The 22,150-nt window shown below is 71.5% G+C and carries 20 protein-coding genes and 1 pseudogene; 9 read left to right on the top strand and 12 right to left on the bottom strand.

Going from position 1 to position 22,150, the window contains the following annotated elements; translation table 11 throughout:
* Positions 1 to 72 precede the first annotated feature (72 nt).
* Positions 73 to 2,394: a transglycosylase domain-containing protein gene (locus tag ACRWND_RS17180; protein WP_431950187.1), complete on the bottom strand. Its 2,322-nt coding sequence runs from the start codon at positions 2,392 to 2,394 to the stop codon at positions 73 to 75.
* A gap of 396 nt (positions 2,395 to 2,790) precedes the next feature.
* On the opposite strand from ACRWND_RS17180, the gene ACRWND_RS17175 reads away from it, so the two are divergent.
* Positions 2,791 to 3,129, top strand: a complete 339-nt coding sequence (locus ACRWND_RS17175; protein ID WP_361007162.1) for a WhiB family transcriptional regulator — start codon at positions 2,791 to 2,793, stop codon at positions 3,127 to 3,129.
* Here the strand turns inward: ACRWND_RS17175 and ACRWND_RS17170 are convergent.
* The gene (locus tag ACRWND_RS17170; protein ID WP_431950185.1) at positions 3,111 to 4,604 is read right to left on the bottom strand and encodes an ArsA family ATPase; all 1,494 of its coding nucleotides are present in this window, start codon (positions 4,602 to 4,604) and stop codon (positions 3,111 to 3,113) included. The genes ACRWND_RS17175 and ACRWND_RS17170 overlap by 19 nt on opposite strands.
* Positions 4,601 to 5,581: an ArsA-related P-loop ATPase gene (locus tag ACRWND_RS17165; protein WP_431950183.1), complete on the bottom strand. Its 981-nt coding sequence runs from the start codon at positions 5,579 to 5,581 to the stop codon at positions 4,601 to 4,603. Before ACRWND_RS17165 ends, ACRWND_RS17170 begins: the two co-directional genes overlap by 4 nt.
* Positions 5,582 to 5,652: 71 nt before the next feature.
* Here ACRWND_RS17165 and ACRWND_RS17160 point away from each other — a divergent pair, with 71 nt between their 5' ends.
* The 4 genes from ACRWND_RS17160 (at position 5,653) to ACRWND_RS17145 (ending at position 8,133) form a co-directional block, all read left to right on the top strand.
* On the top strand, positions 5,653 to 5,814 hold the full coding sequence (locus tag ACRWND_RS17160; protein ID WP_075033571.1) for a DUF4177 domain-containing protein: 162 nt from the start codon (positions 5,653 to 5,655) through the stop codon (positions 5,812 to 5,814).
* Entirely contained in the window at positions 5,811 to 6,275 is a 465-nt protein-coding gene (locus ACRWND_RS17155) for a RidA family protein (RefSeq protein ID WP_431950180.1), read from the top strand. The genes ACRWND_RS17160 and ACRWND_RS17155 overlap by 4 nt, the downstream gene beginning before the upstream one ends.
* Positions 6,276 to 6,436: 161 nt before the next feature.
* Positions 6,437 to 7,309: an NUDIX hydrolase gene (locus tag ACRWND_RS17150; protein WP_431950178.1), complete on the top strand. Its 873-nt coding sequence runs from the start codon at positions 6,437 to 6,439 to the stop codon at positions 7,307 to 7,309.
* Entirely contained in the window at positions 7,306 to 8,133 is an 828-nt protein-coding gene (locus ACRWND_RS17145; RefSeq protein ID WP_431950176.1) for an MBL fold metallo-hydrolase, read from the top strand. Before ACRWND_RS17150 ends, ACRWND_RS17145 begins: the two co-directional genes overlap by 4 nt.
* Before the next feature lie 88 nt (positions 8,134 to 8,221).
* Here ACRWND_RS17145 and ACRWND_RS17140 read toward each other — a convergent pair whose 3' ends face one another.
* Complete coding sequence (locus ACRWND_RS17140; RefSeq protein WP_431950174.1) at positions 8,222 to 8,896, bottom strand: Crp/Fnr family transcriptional regulator; 675 nt, start codon at positions 8,894 to 8,896, stop codon at positions 8,222 to 8,224.
* Positions 8,897 to 9,150: 254 nt separating this feature from the next.
* Between ACRWND_RS17140 and nth the strand changes: the two genes are divergently transcribed.
* Genes nth through ACRWND_RS17125 form a run of 3 tightly spaced genes read left to right on the top strand, consistent with a single transcriptional unit; the run spans position 9,151 to position 11,874 of the window.
* On the top strand, positions 9,151 to 9,972 hold the full coding sequence (nth, locus tag ACRWND_RS17135) for an endonuclease III (protein WP_431950172.1): 822 nt from the start codon (positions 9,151 to 9,153) through the stop codon (positions 9,970 to 9,972).
* Positions 9,969 to 10,649, top strand: a complete 681-nt coding sequence (locus tag ACRWND_RS17130; protein ID WP_431950170.1) for an NUDIX hydrolase — start codon at positions 9,969 to 9,971, stop codon at positions 10,647 to 10,649. Before nth ends, ACRWND_RS17130 begins: the two co-directional genes overlap by 4 nt.
* Positions 10,650 to 10,671: 22 nt before the next feature.
* Positions 10,672 to 11,874, top strand: a complete 1,203-nt coding sequence (locus ACRWND_RS17125; RefSeq protein ID WP_431950168.1) for a MarP family serine protease — start codon at positions 10,672 to 10,674, stop codon at positions 11,872 to 11,874.
* Positions 11,875 to 12,202: 328 nt separating this feature from the next.
* On the opposite strand, the gene ACRWND_RS17120 is transcribed toward ACRWND_RS17125, so the two are convergent.
* The 7 genes and pseudogenes from ACRWND_RS17120 to ACRWND_RS17090 form a co-directional block, all read right to left on the bottom strand.
* A complete protein-coding gene (locus ACRWND_RS17120) occupies positions 12,203 to 13,126 on the bottom strand; it encodes an alpha/beta fold hydrolase (RefSeq protein WP_431950166.1) in 924 nt (307 codons plus the stop codon).
* A gap of 12 nt (positions 13,127 to 13,138) precedes the next feature.
* Positions 13,139 to 13,621: a phage holin family protein gene (locus ACRWND_RS17115; RefSeq protein ID WP_431950189.1), complete on the bottom strand. Its 483-nt coding sequence runs from the start codon at positions 13,619 to 13,621 to the stop codon at positions 13,139 to 13,141.
* 62 nt (positions 13,622 to 13,683) lie between these two features.
* Complete coding sequence (locus tag ACRWND_RS17110) at positions 13,684 to 13,896, bottom strand: hypothetical protein (protein ID WP_431950191.1); 213 nt, start codon at positions 13,894 to 13,896, stop codon at positions 13,684 to 13,686.
* Between the two features lie 57 nt (positions 13,897 to 13,953).
* Positions 13,954 to 14,202: pseudogene (locus tag ACRWND_RS17105) on the bottom strand (Na+/H+ antiporter NhaA); the annotation flags it as partial.
* Complete coding sequence (gene acs, locus ACRWND_RS17100) at positions 14,199 to 16,160, bottom strand: acetate--CoA ligase (protein WP_431950164.1); 1,962 nt, start codon at positions 16,158 to 16,160, stop codon at positions 14,199 to 14,201. The gene acs and the pseudogene ACRWND_RS17105, both read right to left, overlap by 4 nt.
* A gap of 267 nt (positions 16,161 to 16,427) precedes the next feature.
* Positions 16,428 to 18,737, bottom strand: coding sequence for a SulP family inorganic anion transporter (locus tag ACRWND_RS17095; protein ID WP_431950162.1), 2,310 nt, complete (start codon positions 18,735 to 18,737; stop codon positions 16,428 to 16,430).
* Between the two features lie 196 nt (positions 18,738 to 18,933).
* Complete coding sequence (locus ACRWND_RS17090) at positions 18,934 to 19,914, bottom strand: ATP-binding protein (RefSeq protein WP_431950160.1); 981 nt, start codon at positions 19,912 to 19,914, stop codon at positions 18,934 to 18,936.
* Between the two features lie 212 nt (positions 19,915 to 20,126).
* On the opposite strand from ACRWND_RS17090, the gene ACRWND_RS17085 reads away from it, so the two are divergent.
* Positions 20,127 to 20,957, top strand: a complete 831-nt coding sequence (locus ACRWND_RS17085) for an oxidoreductase (protein WP_431950159.1) — start codon at positions 20,127 to 20,129, stop codon at positions 20,955 to 20,957.
* 362 nt (positions 20,958 to 21,319) lie between these two features.
* On the opposite strand, the gene ACRWND_RS17080 is transcribed toward ACRWND_RS17085, so the two are convergent.
* Positions 21,320 to 22,150: an HAD family hydrolase gene (locus ACRWND_RS17080; protein WP_431950157.1), complete on the bottom strand. Its 831-nt coding sequence runs from the start codon at positions 22,148 to 22,150 to the stop codon at positions 21,320 to 21,322.

The following is a 22,150-nucleotide window of genomic DNA, read 5'->3' as shown; positions in this document are numbered from 1 at the left end:
CCCCCCCCCCCCCCCCCCCCCCCCCCCCCCCCCCCCCCCCCCCCCCCTCCGGCTTTGTCCAGTGCCACGGACTCAGCGTTGGCCGGGACCGCCCGTCTCAGGGACGGTGTTGCCCGTCCCGGGCCCGCCGTCGTTCCCGGCACCGGTGTTGCCACCGTTGGCCAAACCGTTGGCCCCGTTGCCGCCGAGGGTGTCGCCGCCGAAGATGCCGCCGAAGAGGTTCTCGTCGCCGCCTCCGCCGCCGCCGTTGCCGTTGCCGCCGTGACGGCCGTCGCGCGGGCGGCCCTCGTCGCCGGGGTCCTGGTGGTCGTCGTTGCGCGGCTTCTCGGGCTCGCGGATGGCCACCGTGGGCAGGTCCGCCGACGTCGTCCCCGACAGGGCCCCGGACATCGCGTCCTTCCAGATCGGGCCCGGCGTGTCGGCGCCGAAGACCATGGCGTGGTACACGCCGCCGATGGTGATGTTGGTCATGCGGCGCTTGTGGGTCGGGTCGCCGACCCAGACGGCGCCGGCCATGTCGGAGGTGTAGCCGACGAACCAGGCGGCGTAGCGCTCGTCGGTCGTACCGGTCTTGCCGGCGCTGTCGCGGTCGGACAGACCTGCCTCATGGCCGGTGCCGTCCTCGACGACGCCCTTGAGCAGCGTGTTCAGCGTGGAAGCCGTCTGCTCGGACATCGCCCGCTTGCACTCGGCCTGCGGCACCTTGAGCTTCTTGCCGGTGGCGTCGGTGATCGACTCGATGGCGATCGGGCTGCAGTAGACGCCCTTGTTGGCGAAGGTCGCGTACGCGTTCGCCATCGTCAGCGGAGAGACCTCCTGGCTGCCCAGGGTCAGCGAGGGCACCTGCGTGAGGGCCTTGCCGTTGGCCCGCTTTATCCCCATGGACTTCGCCATGTTGACCACCGGGCACACACCGATGTCGCTGATCAGCTGCACGTAGTAGGTGTTGACCGACTTCGCGGTCGCCTCCTTCATGGAGTACGGGCCCTTCTCGGACTCGTTCTCGTTCTCGACCGTGCTGCCCTCGGTGTTGACCCAGTTGCCGCCGCAGGTGGAGACGGGGCTCGGGTAGGCCATCTTGTACGGCGAGGGGTAGACGGTCGCCGGGTCGGTGCCCTGCTCGATGGCCGCGGCCGCGGTGATCGGCTTGAAGGTCGAACCGGGCTGGTAGCCGATGCCGCCACCCATGGACTGGTTGACCGAGAGATTGATCTGCGTCTGGTTCTTCGCGAAGCCGTAGGGACGCGACTGCCCCATCCCGACGATCTTGCCCGTGCCGGGCTGGACCAGCGTCACCGCGGTGGCGACGTCGTCGCTCTTGTACACGTGGCTGCTGATCGAGTCCTGGACGGCCCGCTGAGCCTTCGGGTCGAGGGTGGTGCGGATGGTGAGGCCGCCCTGGTCCCAGCGCTTGGAGCGCTCGGCCTTGGTCTTGCCGAAGGCCTTGTCGGTGAGGAAGACCTGGCGCACGTAGTCGCAGAAGAAGCCGGCGCCGTTCACGGCGGTGATGCAGCCGTTCTTGGGCTGGCTGATCTTGAGGCCGAGCGGCTTCTTCTTCGCCGCGTCCGCCTCGGCCTGGGTGATGTCCTTCAGGTCGGCCATGCGCTGCAGCACCACGTCGCGGCGCTTCTTGGCCTCTTCGGGGTCGTTGACGGGGTCGTAGCGGCTCGGCGACTGGACGAGGCCGGCCAGCAGGGCGGACTCGGTGAGCGAGAGGTCCTTGGCGGACTTGCTGAAGTAGCGCTTGGCGGCGGACTCGACGCCGTACGCCTGCTCGCCGAAGAAGGTGATGTTGAGGTAGTTCTCGAGGATCTTCTGCTTCCCCAGCTCCTGCTCGAGCTGGATGGCGTACTTCATCTCCTTGATCTTGCGCCCGAGGGTCTGCTGGGTGGCCTGGGCGACCTTGGTCGCGTCGTTCCCGGCCTCCTCGACGAAGACGTTCTTGACGTACTGCTGCGTCAGCGTGGAGGCGCCTTCGGAGACCCCGCCCTCCTGGGCGTTCTTGTTGAGCGCGCGCAGGATGCCCTTGACGTCGATCGCTCCGTGCTCGTAGAAGCGGGCGTCCTCGATGGCGACGATGGCCTGCTGCATCGGCTTGCTGATCTTGTCGAGCCCCACGACCGTGCGGTCGCGCGAGTAGACGTTCGCGATCAGATCGCCCTTGGCGTCCAGGATGCGGGTGCTCTGGGAGAGCGGCGGACGCTTCAATTCCCCCGGTAGCGAGTCGAATCCGGCCGCGGTGCCCTTGGCGCTCAGTCCGAGCGCCCCTGCCGCGGGCAGGGCGATGCCGGCCAGGACGACGCCGGCCAGGACGCTTACGCCGAGGAACTTGGCGGCCTGCTGGGCGGAGCTGGTGCCGCCGCTGCTGGGGGGGCGCGATCGCTTGTGACCCATGGAGTGCAGCTTACGTTGCCATTCTCAAGACGAGGGCTCGCTTGTTCGCCTAGTCTGTAACAGACAGGCGCGGTCCCAGCGCACACGCCTGCCTTCTCCCCTCACTCTTGTGGGTGATGAGAGCTGCCCGAATTTTTGTCATATGCCAGTGATGTGACACAGATCTCGGGTCTCGATGTGGCGATCTGACTCTTTTGTGGTTGTTCGTCCATTTTGTCGTCGGCTCACTCCGTCGGGTGATCTGCCGCGTACGCATAGTCCGTTTGGGCCATCCAAGATTGGGCCTGAAAGGGCTGTTGCGCCGTGCCTACCTTCCGTAACGTCCTCAACTGGCAACGGTGAATATGCCGCTTGCCGCCGTGGGGGAGCCTCGATTCGGGAGAGGACGGCGCCAGCATGAGCAGCTGGGTTACGGACTGGAGTACGCAGGCCGCGTGCCGCACGACGGATCCGGATGAACTTTTCGTCCAGGGAGCGGCCCAGAACAGGGCCAAGGCGGTGTGCACCGGCTGCCCGGTGCGCACCGAGTGCCTGGCCGACGCCCTGGACAACCGCGTCGAGTTCGGCGTCTGGGGCGGGATGACCGAGCGGGAGCGCAGGGCGCTGCTGCGCCGGCGTCCCACGGTCACCTCGTGGCGCAGGCTCCTGGAGACGGCGCGCACGGAGTACGAGCGCAGCACGGGTGTGCTTCCGCTCGACGACGAGGGCTACGACGACTACGCGGCCGTCGGCTGACCCTGCGCGAGGCGTTCGCCGATCGCGCGCAGGCCCTCGAGGTCGTGCACGTCGCCGGGCAGGGCCGCGACGTCCACCAGGGGCACGTCCGGGTGCACGGACACGAAGCGGTCGAGGGTGCGCCGTTCGCGCGCGACCAGTTGCATCCGCTCCGCGTGCAGGCGCAGCAGGCCGGCGGCGATGCGGTCGGCGTCCAGCGGGCCCCCGTCGGGGGCCGGGTCGGTGTCCGTGTGTCGCTCCGGGGCGCGGTCTCGTGCGGGGTCCTCGGCGGGCGCGGGGGCCTGGGAGCCGGTGGGCGATGGGGGAAAACTTGTGTCCGCACTGTCCGTACTGGTGGTCCCTTCGCCGCCGTCGGCCGTACGGAATCCAGCTTTCCCGCCGGGCTGATCCACAATGCCGACGCTTTGAAGATTTTCTGCGGATACGTCAAACTCCCCGGTCAGCTGGGGAGTTCGCGGATCTTCGGCTCCGAGGCCGACGTCGGCGGGGTCGTCGTCGGCGCCGTTGCCGAGGGCGTCAGCGGTGGTATGGCCGTTCAGATCGTCCAGTGCCTCCGCCGCCGCCAGGGCCCGTTCCGCCGTGAGCTGGGAGGCACCGCTGCTGTGCACGCGGTTGAGCACCAGCCCGGCGAGCGGCATGTCCTCCGCGGCGAGCCGTTCCACGAAGTACGAGGCCTCCCGCAGCGCGTCCCGTTCCGGCGCGGCCACCACCAGGAACGCCGTCCCGTTCGCCTGGAGCAGCTTGTAGGTGGCGTCCGCCCGGGAGCGGAAGCCGCCGAACATCGAGTCCATGGCCGCCACGAAGGTCTGCACGTCGCGCAGCAGGTGCGCGCCCATGACCTTGCTGAGCGTGCCGGTCATCATCGACATCCCGACGTTGAGGAACTTCACGCCGGCCCGTCCGCCGACCTTCGCCGGGGCCATCAGCAGCCGGATGAAGCGGCCGTCGAGGAAGGACCCCAGCCGCTTCGGGGCGTCGAGGAAGTCCAGCGCCGACCGGCTCGGCGGGGTGTCGACGATGATCAGGTCCCACTCGTCGAGCGCCCGCAGCTGGCCCAGCTTCTCCATGGCCATGTACTCCTGCGTGCCGGCGAAGCCCGCCGAGAGCGACTGGTAGAAGGGGTTGTCGAGGATCGCCCGGGCCCGCTCCTCGTCCGTGTGCTGCAGCACGACCTCGTCGAAGGTGCGCTTCATGTCCAGCATCATCGCGTGCAGTTCACCGCCCGCGGACTCGTCGATCCCGGCCACCTTGCGCGGGGTGTTGTCGAGTTCCGTGAGCCCCATGGACTGCGCCAGCCGGCGCGCCGGGTCGATGGTCAGCACGACGGCCTTGCGGCCGCGCTCGGCGGCGCGCACGCCCAGCGCCGCGGCCGTGGTGGTCTTGCCGACGCCTCCCGAGCCGCAGCAGACGACGATCCGGGTCTCCGGATCGTCGATCAACGGGTCGATGTCCAATACCGGACTCTCCAGGCTCATGCGACCCCCAGCCCCTGCTTCCGCAGATTTTCAGCCAATCTGTACAGCCCGCCCAGATCGACTCCGTCTCCCATCAGCTCCAGCTCGCACGCCGGCAGCCCGAGCGAGCTCAGCTCCTCGCGCTGGGCGCGCTCCAGAGCCACCCGCTCCGCGTGCTCGTGCGCCTGGGCCAGCAGGGGGTCGACGAGCCGCTCCGCGAGGCCGCCGCGTCGCGCGCCGCCCAGCCCCGCCTGGGAGAGCGCCTTGGCGATCGCCGTGCGCTGCCCCTCGCGGGCCGCGGTGACGGCCGCGCCGTCCATCACCACCGGTCGCACCATGTTGATGACCACGGCGCCGGTCGGCAGCCCCGCGGCGCGCAGCTCGGCCACGCCGTCCACGGTTTCCTGGACGGGCATCTGCTCCAGGAGGGTGACCAGGTGCACCGCCGTCTCCGGGGACTTCATCACCCGCATCACGGCCTGCGCCTGGTTGTGTATGGGTCCGAAGCGGGCGAGCCCGGCGACCTCGTCGTTGACGTTGAGGAAGCGGGTGATCCGCCCGGTCGGCGGCGCGTCCAGCACCACGGCGTCGTACGAGCGCCAGCCGGCCCGGTCCTTGCGGCGCACGGCTTCGCAGACCTTACCGGTCAGCAGGACGTCGCGCAGACCGGGGGCGACCGTGGTGGCGAAGTCGATCGCGCCCAGCTTCTTCAGGGCCCGGCCCGCCCGGCCCAGCTTGTAGAACATGTCGAGGTAGTCCAGCAGCGCCTGTTCCGCGTCGATGGCCAGGGCGTGGACCTCGCCTCCGCCCGGCGCCACCGCGATCTTGCGCTCCTCGTAGGGGAGGGCCTCGGTCTCGAAGACCTGTGCGATGCCCTGGCGCCCCTCCACCTCCGTCAGCAGCGTCCGCCGCCCCTCGGCGGCGAGGGCGAGTGCCAGCGCCGCGGCGACGGTCGTCTTTCCCGTGCCGCCCTTGCCCGTCACGATGTGGAGCCTCACACCTGCGAGCCTAACCAGTCGAGGGCGGGGCTACTCGGGGGCGGGGCTGTGCCAGGCATTACAGTCCCCTCATGACGAAGTGGGAATACGCGACCGTGCCGCTGCTGGTGCACGCGACGAAGCAGATCCTGGACACGTGGGGCGAGGACGGCTGGGAGCTGGTCCAGGTCGTCCCGGGCCCGAACAACCCCGAGCAGCTGGTGGCCTACCTCAAGCGGGAGAAGAGCGCGTGAGCGCCGTCGAGCAGCGGCTCGCGGAACTGGGGCTGACGCTCCCCGCGGTGGCCGCGCCGCTCGCCGCGTACGTCCCGGCCGTCCGGTCCGGATCGTATGTCTTCACCGCGGGTCAGCTGCCGCTCCTCGAAGGCAAGCTGACCTGCACCGGCAAGGTCGGCGCCGAGGTCACCGCGGACGAGGCACAGCAGCTCGCCCGTACGTGCGCGCTCAACGCCCTGGCCGCGGTTCACTCCGTCGTGGGTGACCTCGACCGCGTCAAGCGCGTCGTCAAGGTCGTCGGCTTCGTCGCCTCCGCTCCCGACTTCACCGGGCAGCCGGCCGTCGTCAACGGCGCGAGCGAGCTGCTCGGCGAGGTGCTCGGGGACAAGGGCGTGCACGCCCGCAGCGCCGTCGGCGTGGCGGTGCTGCCGCTCGACGCGCCGGTCGAGATCGAGATCCAGGTCGAGATCGAGGACTGACGTCCTTCAGCACCCCTCCCACACCCCTCCGGTCCGGCCGCGCCCCGGCCGCCGGAGGGGTGTGGGCCGCCGGACAGGACCCGGCCGGCGGAGCGGCCCCGGTCCCGCCGCCCGGACCGGCCCTATCGAACATCCCCGCGCCAGCGCATAGCATCCGCCCCATGACCACCACGAACGGCCAGTGGTTCCCGCCGACCTGGCCCGACCGTATCCGGTCCCTCACCGCGGGCACCCTGCGGCCCGTCGTGCCACGCCGTGCGGCGACCGTCCTGCTGCTGCGGGACACCGACGGCGGTCCCGCGGTGCACCTGCTGCGGCGCCGGGCCTCGATGGCCTTCGCCGCGGGTGCGTACGCCTATCCGGGTGGCGGGGTGGACCCGCGCGACGAGCGGCCGGTGGCCTGGGCGGGCCCCTCGCCGGCCGCCTGGGCGGCCCGGCTGGGCGAGGGCCTGGACCCCGCCTCCGCGCAGGCGATCGTGTGCGCGGCCGTACGCGAGACCTTCGAGGAGTCCGGCGTGCTGCTGGCCGGGCCCGATGAGGCGTCCGTCGTCGCGGACACCACCGGTGAGCGGTGGGAGGCGGACCGGCGCGCCCTGGTCTCGCGGGAGCTGTCCTTCGCCGACTTCCTCGCACGCCGCTCCCTGGTGCTGCGCTCCGACCTGCTCGGCCCGTGGGCCCGCTGGATCACCCCGGAGTTCGAGGAGCGCCGGTACGACACATGGTTCTTCGTGACCGCGCTCCCGCCCGGGCAGCGCACCCGCGACGTCTCGGGCGAGGCGGACCGTACGGTGTGGCTGCGCCCCGCCGAGGCGGTGGCCGGCTACGACCGCGGCGAGATGACGATGCTGCCGCCGACCATCGCCACCCTGCGCGAGCTGCTCCCGTACGACTGCGCGGAAGCGGCCCTGCGCGGCGCCGCTCAGGGCCGCGACCTCACGCCCGTGCTGGCGAGGGCCACCCTCGTGGGCGACGAGATCGTGCTGAGCTGGCCCGGCCACGAGGAGTTCACCCGGCGCATGGGAGCCGCCGAATGACCACCCCGGCACCGCAGCCAGGCGACCCCCGCGAGCAGGTCGGCGGGCGGGCGACCGCCCGTGCCTTCTGCGTGCTCGCGCCGAACCCTTCGCCGATGACGCTGGACGGCACGAACACCTGGATCGTCGCCGAGCCGGACTCCGAGCTCGCCGTCGTCATCGACCCCGGACCGCTCGACGAGGGCCATCTGAACACCGTGGTCTCCACCGCCCACTCCCTCGGCAAACGGATCGCCCTCACCCTGCTCACCCACGGCCATCCCGACCACGCCGAGGGCGCCGGCCGCTTCGCCGAGCTGACCGGCACGCCGGTGCGCGCCCTGGACCCGGCGCTGCGGCTGGGCGGGGAGGGGCTCGTCGCGGGCGACGTCATCACCACAGGCGGCCTGGAGCTGCGCGTCGTGCCCACCCCGGGGCACACGTCGGACTCGCTCTCCTTCCACCTGCCCGCCGACCGTTCCGTGCTCACCGGCGACACCGTCCTCGGCCGCGGCACCACCGTCGTCGCCCACCCCGACGGACGGCTGGGCGACTACCTGGACTCGCTGCGCCGGCTGCAGGCCCTGGCGATGCACGACGACGTCGCCACCGTCCTGCCGGGCCACGGCCCGGTTCTGGCCGACGCCCGGGGCGCGGTCGAGTTCTACCTCGCCCACCGCGCCCACCGCCTCGCCCAGGTGGAGACGGCCGTGGAACAGGGTCTGACGACGCCTTCCGAGGTCGTCGCGCACGTCTACGCGGACGTCGACCGCGCCCTGTGGCCGGCCGCCGAGCTGTCGGTGCGGGCCCAGCTGGACTACTTGCTGGAGCACGGGCTGATCTGACCGCCCGCGCACCCGGACGCGCGAGGGGGGCGCCCACCCCGGGGTGGGCGCCCCCCTCGTACAGGTACGGGCGTCGGCTCCTGGCCCGTCAGCGCGAGCGCTTGGCCAGCCGCTCGACGTCCAGCAGGATGACCGCCCGGGCCTCCAGGCGCAGCCAGCCTCGGCCCGCGAAGTCGGCGAGGGCCTTGTTGACCGTCTCGCGGGAGGCGCCCACCAGCTGGGCCAGCTCCTCCTGCGTCAGGTCGTGCACGACGTGGATGCCCTCCTCCGACTGCACGCCGAACCGGCGCGACAGGTCCAGCAGCGCCTTGGCGACGCGGCCCGGGACATCGGAGAAGACCAGGTCGGACATGACGTCGTTGGTGCGGCGCAGGCGCCGGGCGACGGCGCGCAGCAGGGCCGTGGAGACCTCGGGGCGGGCGTTGAGCCACGGCTGGAGGTCGCCGTGGCCGAGACCGAGCAGCTTCACCTCGGTCAGCGCGGTGGCGGTGGCCGTACGCGGTCCCGGGTCGAAGAGCGACAGCTCACCGATCAGCTCGCCGGGGCCGACGACGGCGAGCATGTTCTCGCGGCCGTCGGGGGAGGTGCGGTGCAGCTTCACCTTGCCCTCGGTGACGACGTACAGCCGGTCCCCGGGTTCGCCCTCGTGGAACAGCGAGTCGCCACGCGCGAGCGTGACCTCCGTCATGGAGGCGCGCAGTTCAGCGGCCTGCTCATCGTCGAGCGCCGCGAAAAGCGGTGCGCGCCGCAGAACGTCGTCCACGAGCTCTCTCCTTGTCGACATCGCTGGGTCGGTCCCCATCCTGCCCGACAGCAAAACAGTGCGATCAATCACAAGTCTGTCTTATGTGCTCGTGTGATTGTGTTCCGGGGGTCCGTTCGGGGGCCGGATCGAGGCTCTCCGGGGCGATTGTCGGTGGCGAGGCTTAGGCTGGCCGGGTGTCGGATACGCCAAGTGGGCAGAAGAAAACGCGAAGTGGCGGGGCCAGGAGGGTGAGTGTCGCCGCGGATTCCGCTGTGAGTGAACAGCCCGCCGGGGCGGGCTCCACCGCCCGCGCCCGGGCGTCCCGCACCCCCGAGTCGCGGCTCGCGATGGTGCGCAGGGCGCGCCGGATCAACCGCGAGCTCGCCGAGCTCTACCCCTACGCGCACCCCGAGCTCGACTTCGAGAACCCGTTCCAGCTGCTGGTCGCCACGGTCCTGTCGGCCCAGACGACCGACCTGAGGGTCAACCAGACCACGCCCGCGCTGTTCGCCCGCTACCCGACGCCGGAGGACCTGGCCGCCGCCGATCCCGAGGAGCTGGAGCAGATCATCCGCCCCACCGGCTTCTTCCGCGCCAAGGCGCGTGCGCTGATCGGGCTCGCAACGGCGCTGCGGGACCGCTTCGGCGGCGAGGTGCCCGGCCGGCTGGAGGATCTGGTGACGCTGCCGGGCGTGGGCCGCAAGACGGCCAACGTGGTGCTCGGCAACGCCTTCGGCGTCCCCGGCCTCACCGTGGACACCCACTTCCAGCGGCTGGTCCGCCGCTTCGGCTGGACCGGCGCGACGGAGCCGGAGAAGATCGAGCAGGACATCATGGCGATCTTCCCGAAGAGCGAGTGGACGATGCTCTCGCACCGTCTGATCTTCCACGGCCGCCGGATGTGCCACGCACGCCGCCCCGCGTGCGGCGTCTGCCCGATCGCGCCGCTGTGCCCGTCGTACGGCGAGGGGGAGACGGATCCGGACAAGGCCAGGAAGCTGCTGAAGTACGAGCTGGCCGGTGGACCGGGGCAGCGGCTCAAGCCGCCGCCGGGGTTCCCGGGCAAGGCGGCGCCGCCGCTGGAGGTGGAGTGACGCAGGCACGACCGGACATAGACGACGTCGCGCTCGACCGTGAAGGGCTGCCGTCCTGGCTCGGCCCGGTGGTCCGCGCGGTCGACGGAGTACGGCCCGAACAGCTCAGCCGCCTCCTTCCGCCACCGAGCGGCGGCAGGCCCTCCGCCGTGCTCATCCTCCTCGGCGCGGGGCCCGAGGGACCAGAACTGCTCCTGATGGAACGGGCGGCCTCACTGCGCTCGCACGCGGGCCAGCCCTCCTTCCCGGGCGGTGCGCTCGATCCCGGGGACGGCGACCCGGAGGGCGAGGGCCCGCTGCGGGCCGCGCTGCGCGAGGCGTGGGAGGAGACCGGCCTCGACCCGTCCGGAGTGCAGCTCTTCGGGGTGCTCCCGCGGCTGTACATTCCGGTGAGCGACTTCGTCGTGACGCCGGTCCTCGGCTGGTGGCGTACGCCCACGCCGGTCGGAGCGGTCGATCCGGCCGAGACCGCACGGGTGTTCACCGTGCCCGTGACGGATCTCACCGACCCGGCCAACCGCGCCATGGTGACCCATCCCAGCGGCCACAAGGGGCCCGCCTTCCTGGTGCGGGGCGCCCTGGTGTGGGGTTTCACCGCGGGCCTGATCGACCGGATCCTGCACCACGCGGGTTGGGAACGACCCTGGGATCGTGCGAAGACGGTCCCGCTGGGCTGACCCGCCATGAGACGGTGTCCGGGTGAATGTGCTGGACATCGTGCTGCTGCTGGCCGCTGTGTGGTTCGCGATCGTGGGCTACCGCCAGGGATTCATCGTCGGCGTGATGTCGGTGGTCGGGTTCCTCGGCGGCGGTCTGGTCGCCGTCTACGTGCTGCCCGCGATCTGGAACGCGGTCACCGGCAACGCACAGCCCGGCACGGTGGCGGTCGTCGCCGCGGTGGTCCTGATCATCGTGTGCGCGTCAGTGGGTCAGGCCTTCACCACACATCTCGGCAACAAGGTCCGCACACACATCAGCTGGTCACCGGGGCGGGCGATCGACGCCGTCGGCGGCGCCCTGGTCAACGTCCTGGCGATGCTGCTGGTCGCCTGGCTCATCGGCTCCGCACTGGCCACCACGACCACGCTGCCCAGCCTCGGACGTGAGGTCCGCTCGTCCCGGGTGCTGCTGGGGGTGGCGCAGATCGTGCCGCGCGCGGCCGACAACTGGTTCGCGGACTTCAGCTCGCTGCTGGCGCAGAACGGACTGCCCCAGGTCTTCTCGCCGTTCGGTACCGAGCCCATCACCGCCGTCCCCGCCCCCGACCCGGCGCTCGCCGACAGCGCGGTCGTGGGCCGCGCGCGACGCAGCATCGTCAAGGTCGTCGGCACGGCGCCGAGTTGCGGAAAGGTGCTCGAAGGCACCGGTTTTGTGTTCGCGCCGCACCGGGTGATGACCAACGCCCATGTCGTCGGCGGCGTCGACAACCCGACCGTGCAGATCGGCGGCGAAGGCCGGGTGCACGACGGCAAGGTCGTGCTCTACGACTGGCAGCGCGACATCGCCGTCATCGACGTACCGTCCCTGAACGCGCCCGCCCTGACCTTCAGCAGCGGTGACGCCCGGTCACGTGACGACGCGATCGTCGCCGGCTTCCCGGAGAACGGCGGCTTCGACGTCCGTGCCGCCCGGGTGCGCGACCGCATCCCCGCCTCCGGCCCGGACATCTACCACCGGGGCACCGTCGAGCGCGATGTCTACTCGCTGTACACGCTGGTCCGCCAGGGCAACTCCGGCGGACCGCTGCTCACCCCCGAGGGGAAGGTGTACGGCGTGGTGTTCGCCAAGTCCCGCGACGACGCGGACACGGGCTACGCCCTGACGGCGGACGAGGTCGCGCCGGACGTCCGGGCCGGGCGGACGGCGACCTCGCAGGTCGGCACCCAGGGCTGCGCCCTGTGATGTCCCCTGGGATGCGTCCGGGGCGCCGGCCCCGATGAGGGGCCGGGCGGTCAGTCGCCGCGGGTATGCCTCAGCCGGGCGCCCACCCAGCGGGCGCGGCGCCTGAGGATGTGGGGGATGCCGAGTCGGGAGCCTCCGGACCGATGGTCCGGGGCCCGCGTCCCGGTGGTGGTCCGCGCCCTGTCGGCGCGGCGGTCGCGTGACACGTCACGGTGGTGGTGCGTCCAGCTCATGTCGAGCTCTCTGCCCGGGGTGCAAGGTCGATAACCACCTGGCACTCCATCAGTTGGCCTATGCGCCCGGCATGTGGCCCGATCGTCATACCGGATCAGCGGTCGGGCTCGGGATCCTTCAGCCAGTTGACCAGTTCGGCCGAGAACGCCGCCGGATCCTCCTCGTGGGGGAAGTGCCCCAGCCCGTCGAAGAGCCGCCAGCGGTACGGCGCCTCGACGTACTCCCCGCTGCCCGCGGCGTGCCGGGCCCGCATCGCCGGGTCCAGGGAACCGTGCAGATGCAGCGTGGGCACCCGCACCGGGCGCTTCATGCGCCGGTTGAACTGGAAGCCGTCCACCCGGGCCAGCGAGCGCACCATCCAGCGGAACGGCTCGATCGAACAGTGCGCCGTCGACGGGATGAGCATCGCCCTGCGGTAGGCGTCCACCGCGTCGTCCTCCGGCAGCCGCGGCCCGGACCAGTCCCGCAGCAGCCGTCCCACCAGGGCCGCGTCGTCCGCGACGAGTTGCCGCTCCGGGACGAACGGGCGCTGGAACCCCCACACGTAGCCGCCGGCCGCGCTGTGCCGCAGGTCGGTCAGCATGGCGGAGCGCCAGCGCCGAGGGTGCGGCATGGAGCACACCGCGAGCCGCCGGACGAGCTTGGGCCGCATCGCCGCCGCCGTCCAGGCCAGGTAACCCCCGAGGTCGTGGCCGACCAGCGCGGCGTCCGGCTCGCCGAGCGAGCGGATCACGCCGGTGACGTCGAGCGCCAGATTGGCGGGGTCGTAGCCGCGAGGCGTGCGGTCGCTGCCGCCCACCCCGCGCAGGTCCATCGCGACGGCCCGGAAACCCGCTTCGGCCAGCGCGGTCAGCTGGTGCCGCCAGGTCCACCAGAACTGCGGGAAGCCGTGCAGCAGCAGCACCAGCGGGCCGTCACCGAGCTCGGCGGTGTGGAAGCGGGCGCCGTTCGCGGCGACGTCCCGGTGGATCCAGGGCCCGTCGATGCGCACCGCCGGGGAACCGTCAACGACCGTCATGCCCTGAGCGTGTCACACCTTGGCCCGTACCGTGGCCTCCGTCCCGCCGGAGGGGGCGGGACGGGGGTGCGGCTTGACGCCCTGCAGCACCGCCGCGGTCTGCTTCGCCGAGCTGATGCTGCGCTCCGGCTTCTTGATCTTCTTGAACTTCGAGCGCGCCACCAGGCCCAGCACGCCGGCCAGCACCAGATACGCGGCGCCGACGATCAGGAACGACCACGCCAGGCCCAGCCCCAGGTTGTGGATGCCGTACGCCGCCGCGAAGCTGAGCACCGGCAGCGAGAACAGCGCCAGGACGCCGGCGGCGCCCACCGCCCCACCGCCCGTGCCGGCGCGCTTCATGTCCTGCCTCAGCTCCGCCTTGGCGAGGGCGACCTCCTCGTGGACCAGCTCGGACAGGTCCGCCGTCGCGGAAGCGAAGAGCTGACCGAGACTGCGGCTTCCGTTCGGGCTCACGGTCACCCCCATGTCCAGGGGCTCGTCCGCTCGGCTCATCGCGTCCTCCGTCGTCGTCATGGTGCGTCAGTCGTCATCCGGGGCAATCGGGTTACCCCCGATCATGCCCGACTCATCCTCGCCGCTGCCCACGGAGCGCGCCACTTCCGCGAGCTGCGGTGCTCGGCGGCCTTCGCCTCATGGATCGCGGCCATGCACAGGTGGAACTCGGGGTCCGCCCACTCGTAGACGTCCGGGACGCCGTCCCGGTCCTCGTCGCGCTCCTCCTCCTCGCAGATGCGGCGGTACCGGTCGTTGCGGAGCTTCCGCTGCACCGCGGCCAGCACGGCCGAGACGGACGAGCCGATCAGGACGGCCGCCTTGACCTGCGCTGCCAGCGCTTCGTCGCCCTCGAAGGCCGGCTCGCCGATGAGCAGCGAGACCGTGAAGCCGATTCCGGTGAGCGTGGCGAGGGCCAGGACGTCGAGCCAGGCCGGACCGGGCTGGAGCTCCGCCCGGGTGAAGCGGGCCGCCGACCAGGTACCGCCGACACGCCGACCGCCTTGCCCGCCACCAGCCCCAGGGCGAAACGCGAAGGGGCCCCGGAGGGGCCCCTCGGCCGGGTGGCGCGAACGGGTCAGTCCTCGCTCGCGGCGCTCGGGAGCTTGGACTGGATGAGGGTCATGACCGTGGAGTCCGTCAGGGTGGTGACGTCTCCCAGTTCCCGGTTCTCGGCGACATCGCGCAGCAGGCGCCGCATGATCTTGCCGGAACGGGTCTTCGGCAGCTCGGCGACCGTGAGGATCCGCTTCGGCTTGGCGATCGGGCCGAGCGCCTTGGCGACGTGGTCGCGCAGTGCGGCGATGAGCTCCTCGCCGTCCTCGGCGGCCGCGGTGCCCCGCAGGATCACGAAGGCGACGATGGCCTGGCCGGTGGTCGCGTCCGCGGCGCCCACCACGGCGGCCTCGGCGACCTTCGGGTGCGAGACGAGGGCCGACTCGACCTCGGTCGTGGAGATGTTGTGGCCCGAGACGAGCATGACGTCGTCCACCCGGCCCAGCAGCCAGATGTCGCCGTCCTCGTCCTTCTTCGCGCCGTCGCCCGCGAAGTAGCGGCCCTCGAAGCGGGACCAGTACGTGTCCAGGTAGCGCTGGTCGTCGCCCCAGATGGTGCGGAGCATCGACGGCCACGGCTCGGTGAGGACGAGGTAGCCGCCGGAGCCGTTGGGCACCTCGCGGGCCTCGTCGTCCACCACGGTCGCGGAGATGCCGGGCAGCGGGCGTTGCGCGGAGCCGGGCTTGGTCTCCGTCACGCCGGGCAGTGGGGAGATCATCATGGCGCCGGTCTCGGTCTGCCACCAGGTGTCCACGATGGGGCAGCGGCCGCCGCCGATGTGCTCGCGGTACCAGATCCACGCCTCGGGGTTGATCGGCTCTCCGACACTGCCCAGGACGCGCAGCGAGGACAGGTCGAACTTGGCGGGGATGTCGTCGCCCCACTTCATGAAGGTGCGGATCGCCGTGGGGGCGGTGTAGAGGATGGTGACCCCGTACTTCTGCACGATCTCCCAGAAGCGGCCCTGGTGCGGGGTGTCCGGGGTGCCCTCGTAGAGCACCTGGGTGGCGCCGTTGGCCAGTGGGCCGTAGACGATGTACGAGTGGCCGGTGACCCAGCCGACGTCGGCGGTGCACCAGTAGACGTCCGACTCCGGCTTCAGGTCGAAGACGGCGTGGTGGGTGTAGGAGGTCTGCGTCAGGTAGCCGCCCGAGGTGTGCAGGATGCCCTTCGGCTTACCCGTGGTGCCGGAGGTGTAGAGGATGAAGAGCGGGTGCTCGGCCGGGAAGGCCTCGGGGGTGTGCTCGGCGGACTGCCGTTCGACGACCTCGTGCCACCACACGTCCCGGCCCTCGGTCCAGGCGACCTCCTGGCGGGTGCGGCGCACCACGAGCACCTTCTCCACACCCGCGGAGCGTCCCACCGCCTCGTCCACGGCGGGCTTGAGGGCAGACGGCTTGCCGCGGCGGTAGCCGCCGTCGGCGGTGATGACGACCTTGGCGTCGGCGTCGGCGATGCGGGCGGCCAGAGCGTCGGCCGAGAAGCCGCCGAAGACCACCGAGTGCGCGGCGCCGACGCGGGCGCAGGCCAGCATCGCCACGACGGCTTCGGGGATCATGGGCAGGTAGATCGCGACCCGGTCGCCGGCCGTCACACCCAGTTCGCTCAGGGCGTTAGCGGCGCGGCTCACCTCGTCCTTGAGCTCGGCGTAGGTGATGGCGCGACCGTCACCGGGCTCGCCCTCGAAGTGGATCGCCACCCGGTCGCCGTTGCCGGCCTCGACATGCCGGTCGACGCAGTTGTAGGCGACGTTGAGGGTGCCGTCGACGAACCACTTCGCGAACGGCGGGTTGGACCAGTCCAGGGTCTCGGTCGGTTCCTTCGCCCAGGTCAGCCGGCGGGCCTGCGCCGCCCAGAAGCCCAGTCGGTCGTCACCGGCCTGGCGGTAGGCCTCCGCGGTCACATTGGCACCGGCCGCCAGCTCGGCGGGCGGAGCGAACCGGCGCTCCTCCTTCAAAAGGTTGGCCAGGCTCTCGTTGCTCACGCCGTGCTCCTTTGCAGGGTGTCCTCTTGTGTCCCACGCCATAGCTCACCAGCGGAGGGGCGGAAAGACAAGGGTTCACGGCGAATATTGGTTTAGACCTGTCACGGTCAGGCGCCCCACCCGCCCCGCGAGACCCAACCCCGGTCGTCCTCGCCTGTCCCGGCCCGTCCCGGTCGTCCCCGCATGTCGGCCCGTGCGCCCCGTCCCGGCCCGTCGGCGCAGGCCGAGGGGCCGGGACGGGAGGGGCGATTGCCGCTGCGGAGCCCGTCAGACCGCGTCGAGCACCTCGGGGCGTACGGCGGAGAACATCCCGCTGCCGGCGTCCAGGACATAGGTCTGGGCTTCGGCGACGTGGAAGTACATGCCGTGCAGCTGCAGCGTGCCTTCCGCCACCCTGCGAGCGACGCCGGCGTGGGCCATCAGATGGTCCAGCTGCTGCACCACGTTGACGAGGCAGAGCCGTTCGAGGTCGTCGGCCACCGGGCGGGTGGCGAGGGCGACCTCGCCGCGGCCGATCGGGCCCGTCCGCTCCAGGCGGGCGAGGCTCGGACGCCCGTGCCGCAGCCACCGCGCCAGCGGGGTCTGCGCCCCCGGCTCGTGGCCCGCCCCGCTGAGCAGCGCCTGCATGGCGCCGCACCCGGAGTGGCCGCACACCGTGATGCTGCCGACCTCCAGCACCTCCACCGCGTACTCGATGGCGGCGCCCACCGAGTCGCAGGAGGCGTCCTCCCCCAGCGGCGGCATGAGGTTGCCGACGTTGCGGACGGTGAACAGGTCGCCGGGCCCGCTGGAAGTGATCATGCTGGTGACCAGGCGGGAGTCGGCGCAGGTCAGGAAGAGCTGGGTGGGCCGCTGCCCCTCGCGGGCGAGGCGTGCCAACTCGTCCCTGACCAGCGGCGCCGTGTTGCGCTGGAAGGCGCTGAGTCCGCCCACCAGCTGCCCGGCGGCCCCCGCCCGCGTGCCCGGCTTGGTGCAGTGATGGTTGCGCCACGGTGTCCAGGGGCGGCAGGCGTGCATGCCGGAGGGGACCGAGATCGGCGTGCCCGCCCGGCTTGTGAGGGTCGCCCAGCCTCCCCGCGCCCGGTACCCGTCGCACCAGTGCTGCAGCGATTCGTAGGCAGCGTGGTCCATGAAGGAGCCGTCCAGGGTGATCACGGCGCTGGCGCCGTCCGGCACCTCGGCCAGCGCCCGCGTCAGCCGTGGCACCGCGAGGAAGGTCAACTGCCCGCTCACCTGCACCTGATGGACGCCGGACTCCTCCGTCACCGTGATCCGGGTGTGGGTGAGCCGGCGCAGCGACAGGAAGACGGCCACCGCGATGCCGGTCAGGATCCCCTCCAGCACGCCGAGCAGCAGCACCGCTCCGAGTGTCGCCGCGTAGACGGGGAACTCCCGGTGCCGCTGTACGTGCTTGATGTGCGCGAAGCTCACCATCTTCACGCCGACCACCATGACCAGGGCGGCAAGGGCGGCGAGCGGGATGTGCTCCAGCAGTCCGGCCAGCAGCCCGGCGCAGAGCAGCACCCACACACCGTGGAGTGCGGTGGCCCGACGTGTGCGCGCGCCCGCGGCCACGTTCGCCGAGCCGCGGATGGCGCCGCCGGCCACCGGCAGCCCGCCGAGCAGGCCCGAGACCACGTTCGCCGTGCCCTGGCCGAGCAGCTCCCGGTTCAGGCGGGCCGGGACGGCGTCCCCGGGTGCCCCGCGCCCGGCACGCAGTTTGTCGATCGCCACCGCCGACAGCAGTGACTCCATGCTCGCGACCAGGGCGACGGTCAGGACGGCGGCGGCGATGCCGAGCACCGGCCCGTGCGGCAGCCCGGGCAGCGCCACCGTGTGCCAGGCGGGAAGCTCCACCCTCGGCGCGGCGACGGGGATGCCGACGGCGGTCGCCGTCACGATGGCGGCGAGGGGCGCCGGGACGGTGCGCAGCGCCTTGCCGGCCCGTCCGGGAAGGCGCGGCCAGCAGATCAGCACGAGCACCGTCACCGCTGCGATCGACAGTGCGCCGGTGTGCGGGGACGCCAGCTCCTGCGGCAGGGCCAGCAGGTTGGCGAGCGTCGAGCCGTCCGGACGTGCGCCGAGGACGACATGGAACTGGGCGAGCGCGATGGCGGCGCCGATGCCCGCCAGCATGCCGTGCACGATCGCCGGGCTGACGGCGAGCGCCGCCCGTGCCACCCGCAGGGCGCCGAGGGCGATCTGGACGAGTCCGGCCAGCACGGTGATGGCGCACGTGGTCCGCCAGCCGTAGCGGTGGACGAGTTCGGCGGTGACCACCACCAAACTGGTGGCGGCGCCGCTTACCTGCAGCGGCGCACCGCCCATGAGCCCGACGACGATGCCGCCGACGACGGCGGCGACCAGCCCCGACTGCAGGGGCGCTCCGGTGGCCAGGGCGATGCCCAGCGACAGCGGAACGGCGATCAGGAAGACGGTGATCGAGGCCGAGAGGTCGTGCCGCCAGACGACGGAGGTCCCTTCGGCGGCGCGGGGCGGCGGTGACAGATCCTGCGGTGGGGTCTGTGACTGCGGCGTCTGTGACTGCGGCGTCTGTGATTCTGGCGTGGCGTGCATGTTCCCGTCTCCTCCGGGGCTGCGCGGCTGCGTACGTCGGGTGCGCGTACACGGTCGTGGTCACGGCTGTGCGGCGGGTGCTCTCGGCCTTGAAAGTAACGGAAGGTGATTACTTGACTACTCCCAAGAGTCGGTAAATGGAGGGTAATGCAGACAAAGGGCTCATGAACGAGGATTCGCCCGAACGGACGAACGATTAGCCAGTGAGGGTGAACCGTTCGCTCAGGACGAAGCCGGGGTCGACCTGCGAGGCGAGGTCCGCGCCGGTCCGTGCGTTGCCCCAGCTCTCCGCGTTCCGGAGGTGGAAGTGGACCATCTGGCGGGTGTAGCGCTCCCAGTCCCGCCGCTCGTAGGAGGCGTCCGCGGCGTCCCGCATCGACCGCAGCGCGGCACGGACGGGCTCCTCCAGCTCGCCGAACCGCGGCGAGCGGCCCTTCTCCATGGCGCGCACCCAGTCCGAGTGCGCCACGGTGACCAGCAGGTCGTCGCCCACGTGCGAGCGCAGGAAGTCCACGTCGTCCGGGCCCTGCACCTTGTTGCCGACGACGTGCAGGGCGACGCCGAAGTCCCGGGCGTACTCCTTGTACTGGCGGTAGACCGCCACTCCCTTGCGGGTCGGTTCGGCGACCAGGAAGGTCAGGTCGAAACGGGTGAACATGCCGGAGGCGAAGGAGTCGCTGCCGGCCGTCATGTCGACGACGACGTACTCCTCGCGGCCGTCGACCAGATGGTTGAGGAACAGCTCCACTGCCCCGACCTTCGAGTGGTAGCAGGCCACCCCCAGGTCGGACTCGGTGAAGGGGCCGGTGACCATCAGTCGCGCCTCGCCGCCGTCGAGCGTGACGGGCCGGGCGCAGGCGGAGTAGACGGGATTGTCCTCGGTGATCCGCAGCAGGCGGGAGCCCTCGCCGGGCGGGGTCGTCTTGATCATCGACTCGGCGGAGGTGATCCGGGGGTTGGTGCCGCGCAGGTACTCCTTGATCTCCGGGAGGTGGGCGCCCATGGCCGGGAGGGCGGCGGCTTCCTCCTCGTCGAGGCCGAGCGCCGGGCCGAGGTGCTGGTTGATGTCGGCGTCGACGGCGACGACGGGGACGTGAGCGGCTGCCAGGTGGCGGACGAAAAGGGAGGACAGCGTGGTCTTGCCACTGCCTCCCTTTCCGACGAAAGCGATCTTCATGTTCGTTAAGCGTAGTGTCGAGGCTGGCTCTCCCGCAGCCTGCGCCACCGGAGTTCACCCGTCGGTGGGCATCCGCACCCCCTTCCCGGCCTTCGCCGGCCCATGGCGGCTGGACTCCGACCGGCATCGTGCGGTCGGCGGCGGCTCCCGGTGCGGGTGACGATGCCCCCTCGCCCGCCGGCGCGCCATGGGGGATGCGTAGGGTCGGGGGTATGGGTACGTCAGCTGATCCGCTCGCCGTCCTTGCTTCGCTCCCCGGTGTCGCCGAGTCGGTGGACTCCGTGCGCAAGGCCGTGGACCAGGTCTACGGGCACCGGGTGATGCGCCGACGCTCCAACGAGGTGTCCTCGGAGGCGGCGTTGCGCGGCGCACGCGGTTCCGCCGCGCTCGCAGGCGCCGACTGGGCGCTGGAAGAGGTGCGCAGACGCAGCGACTTCTCCTCGGACGGCGAGTCGCGGGTGGTGGGCGCCGCGCTGCGACTCACCGCGGAGTCCGGCCAGTTGCTCTCCGTCTGGCGGCAGTCGCCGCTGCAGGCGCTGGCCCGGCTGCACCTCGTGGCGGCCGGCGGCACGCTGCCGGACGAGACGGTCGGCCGCCCGCGGCTGGCGGGCGAGAAGGTCGACGATCCGCTCCTTGACGACGCCGAGTTCCCGCTGCCGCAGTCCGCGGAGGTCCTGGCGCGGCTCGACGGGCTCGCCGGCCTGCTGCTGGCGGGCAGCGATGCGCCCGCGCTGGTCGTGGCCGCGATCGTGCACGGCGAGCTGCTGTGCCTGCGGCCGTTCAATTCGCACAATGGTCTCGTGGCGCGGGCCGCGCAGCGCATCGTCCTCGTCGGGAGCGGTCTGGACCCCAAGTCCATCTGTCCCGCGGAGGTCGGACACGCCGAGCTCGGGCGCGCGGACCATCTGAAGGCCCTGCGGGGCTACGCCTCCGGCACCCCCGAGGGGATGGCGGCATGGATCTCCCACTGTGGGCACGCGGTCGGTCTGGGCGTACGGGAGAGCGTGGCCGTCTGTGAGGCGCTGCAGCGCGGTGCCGCGTAGCGGGCGTGCGCGGCCGGGCGTGGGGGGCGGCCGGGACCAAAGAGATGCGGCGGCACCGAGCGGGTGCCGCCGCCGGCACGACGGCCGGGGTACCAGGCGTGCACGATTGCTGCCCATCAGGTCGGGGACTTCGCCCGTCACCTGGTGCGGCCGACCCGGTCAGCGGGTCCGCGTCGCGTGGGTTCCCGACTGTCGTGCTCGGTCCGTGGGGCCGGTGCGGCGGAGTTCCTCGCGGAAGTCCGTGGTCTCGCGGGCCGTACAACCTTTGTACTGCACCTTCGGCCGCACCGGAAGCCCTCGCCGCGGGTCTTTGCGTATGGGGAAGAATCAGCGCGAATCACTCGAATGCACGTGGCGCGCTGTCAGGCCGGCGTGAGCCTGCGCCGCCGGGCCGCGTACCAGACCAGTCCCGCTGTGGCGGCGGCCGCGCCGACGGCGGCCAACGCCAGCACGGGCCCCGAAGGTATCGTCAGGGCGGGCACCCGCTGGTGCAGCCGGACGGGGCGGCTGAAGGTGAGCGTCGGCCATTCGCGTGACGAGGCTTCCCTCCGCAGCCCGCGGTCGGGGTTGACCGCGTACGGGTGGCCGACGGACTCCAGCATCGGGATGTCGGTCACCGAGTCGCTGTAGGCGAAGGAACGCTTGAGGTCGTAGCCCTCGAGCGCGGCGAGCTCCGTGATGGCCCGCGCCTTGGCCGGTCCGTAGACGTAGTGCTCGATGCGGCCGGTGTAGCAGCCGTCCTCGACCGCCATCCGGGTGGCGATGACGTGGTCGGCGCCGAGCATCTCGCCGATGGGCTCGACGACCTCTGCGCCCGAGGCGCTGACGATGACGACATCGCGGCCGGCCAGGTGGTGCTCCTCGATGAGTGAGGCGGCCTCGTCGTAGATGATGGGGTCGATGAGGTCGTGGAGGGTCTCGGCCACGATCTCCCGCACCTGCTGCACGTTCCAGCCGCGGCACATGTCGGAGAGGTACTTCCGCATCCCCTCCATCTGGTCGTGGTCCGCGCCGCCGAGCAGATAGACGAACTGGGCGTACGCGGTCCGAAGTACGGCGCGGCGGTTGATGAGGCCGCCGCGGTAGAACGGCCTGCTGAACGCCAAAGTGCTCGACTTGGCGATCACCGTCTTGTCGAGATCGAAGAACGCGGCGGTGCGCGGCGACAGGTGGTTTTCCACGAGGACGAGCAT

The organism is Actinacidiphila sp. bgisy167 (genome assembly GCF_965342175.1).
GTDB lineage: Bacteria > Actinomycetota > Actinomycetes > Streptomycetales > Streptomycetaceae > Actinacidiphila.
Note: the sequence above shows the minus strand (reverse complement) of the source record. Positions and strands in the feature narration are given on the sequence as shown.

Excerpts from the sequence above, each read along its gene's own strand:
- ACRWND_RS17180 (WP_431950187.1), bottom strand. The coding sequence starts at position 2,394 with ATGGGTCACAAGCGATCGCGCCCCCCCAGCAGCGGCGGCACCAGCTCC.
- ACRWND_RS17175 (WP_361007162.1), top strand. The coding sequence starts at position 2,791 with ATGAGCAGCTGGGTTACGGACTGGAGTACGCAGGCCGCGTGCCGCACG.
- ACRWND_RS17170 (WP_431950185.1), bottom strand. The coding sequence starts at position 4,604 with ATGAGCCTGGAGAGTCCGGTATTGGACATCGACCCGTTGATCGACGAT.
- ACRWND_RS17160 (WP_075033571.1), top strand. The coding sequence starts at position 5,653 with ATGACGAAGTGGGAATACGCGACCGTGCCGCTGCTGGTGCACGCGACG.
- ACRWND_RS17150 (WP_431950178.1), top strand. The coding sequence starts at position 6,437 with ATGACCACCACGAACGGCCAGTGGTTCCCGCCGACCTGGCCCGACCGT.
- ACRWND_RS17145 (WP_431950176.1), top strand. The coding sequence starts at position 7,306 with ATGACCACCCCGGCACCGCAGCCAGGCGACCCCCGCGAGCAGGTCGGC.
- ACRWND_RS17120 (WP_431950166.1), bottom strand. The coding sequence starts at position 13,126 with ATGACGGTCGTTGACGGTTCCCCGGCGGTGCGCATCGACGGGCCCTGG.
- ACRWND_RS17115 (WP_431950189.1), bottom strand. The coding sequence starts at position 13,621 with ATGAGCCGAGCGGACGAGCCCCTGGACATGGGGGTGACCGTGAGCCCG.
- ACRWND_RS17095 (WP_431950162.1), bottom strand. The coding sequence starts at position 18,737 with ATGCACGCCACGCCAGAATCACAGACGCCGCAGTCACAGACGCCGCAG.
- ACRWND_RS17090 (WP_431950160.1), bottom strand. The coding sequence starts at position 19,914 with ATGAAGATCGCTTTCGTCGGAAAGGGAGGCAGTGGCAAGACCACGCTG.
- ACRWND_RS17085 (WP_431950159.1), top strand. The coding sequence starts at position 20,127 with ATGGGTACGTCAGCTGATCCGCTCGCCGTCCTTGCTTCGCTCCCCGGT.
- ACRWND_RS17080 (WP_431950157.1), bottom strand. The coding sequence starts at position 22,150 with ATGCTCGTCCTCGTGGAAAACCACCTGTCGCCGCGCACCGCCGCGTTC.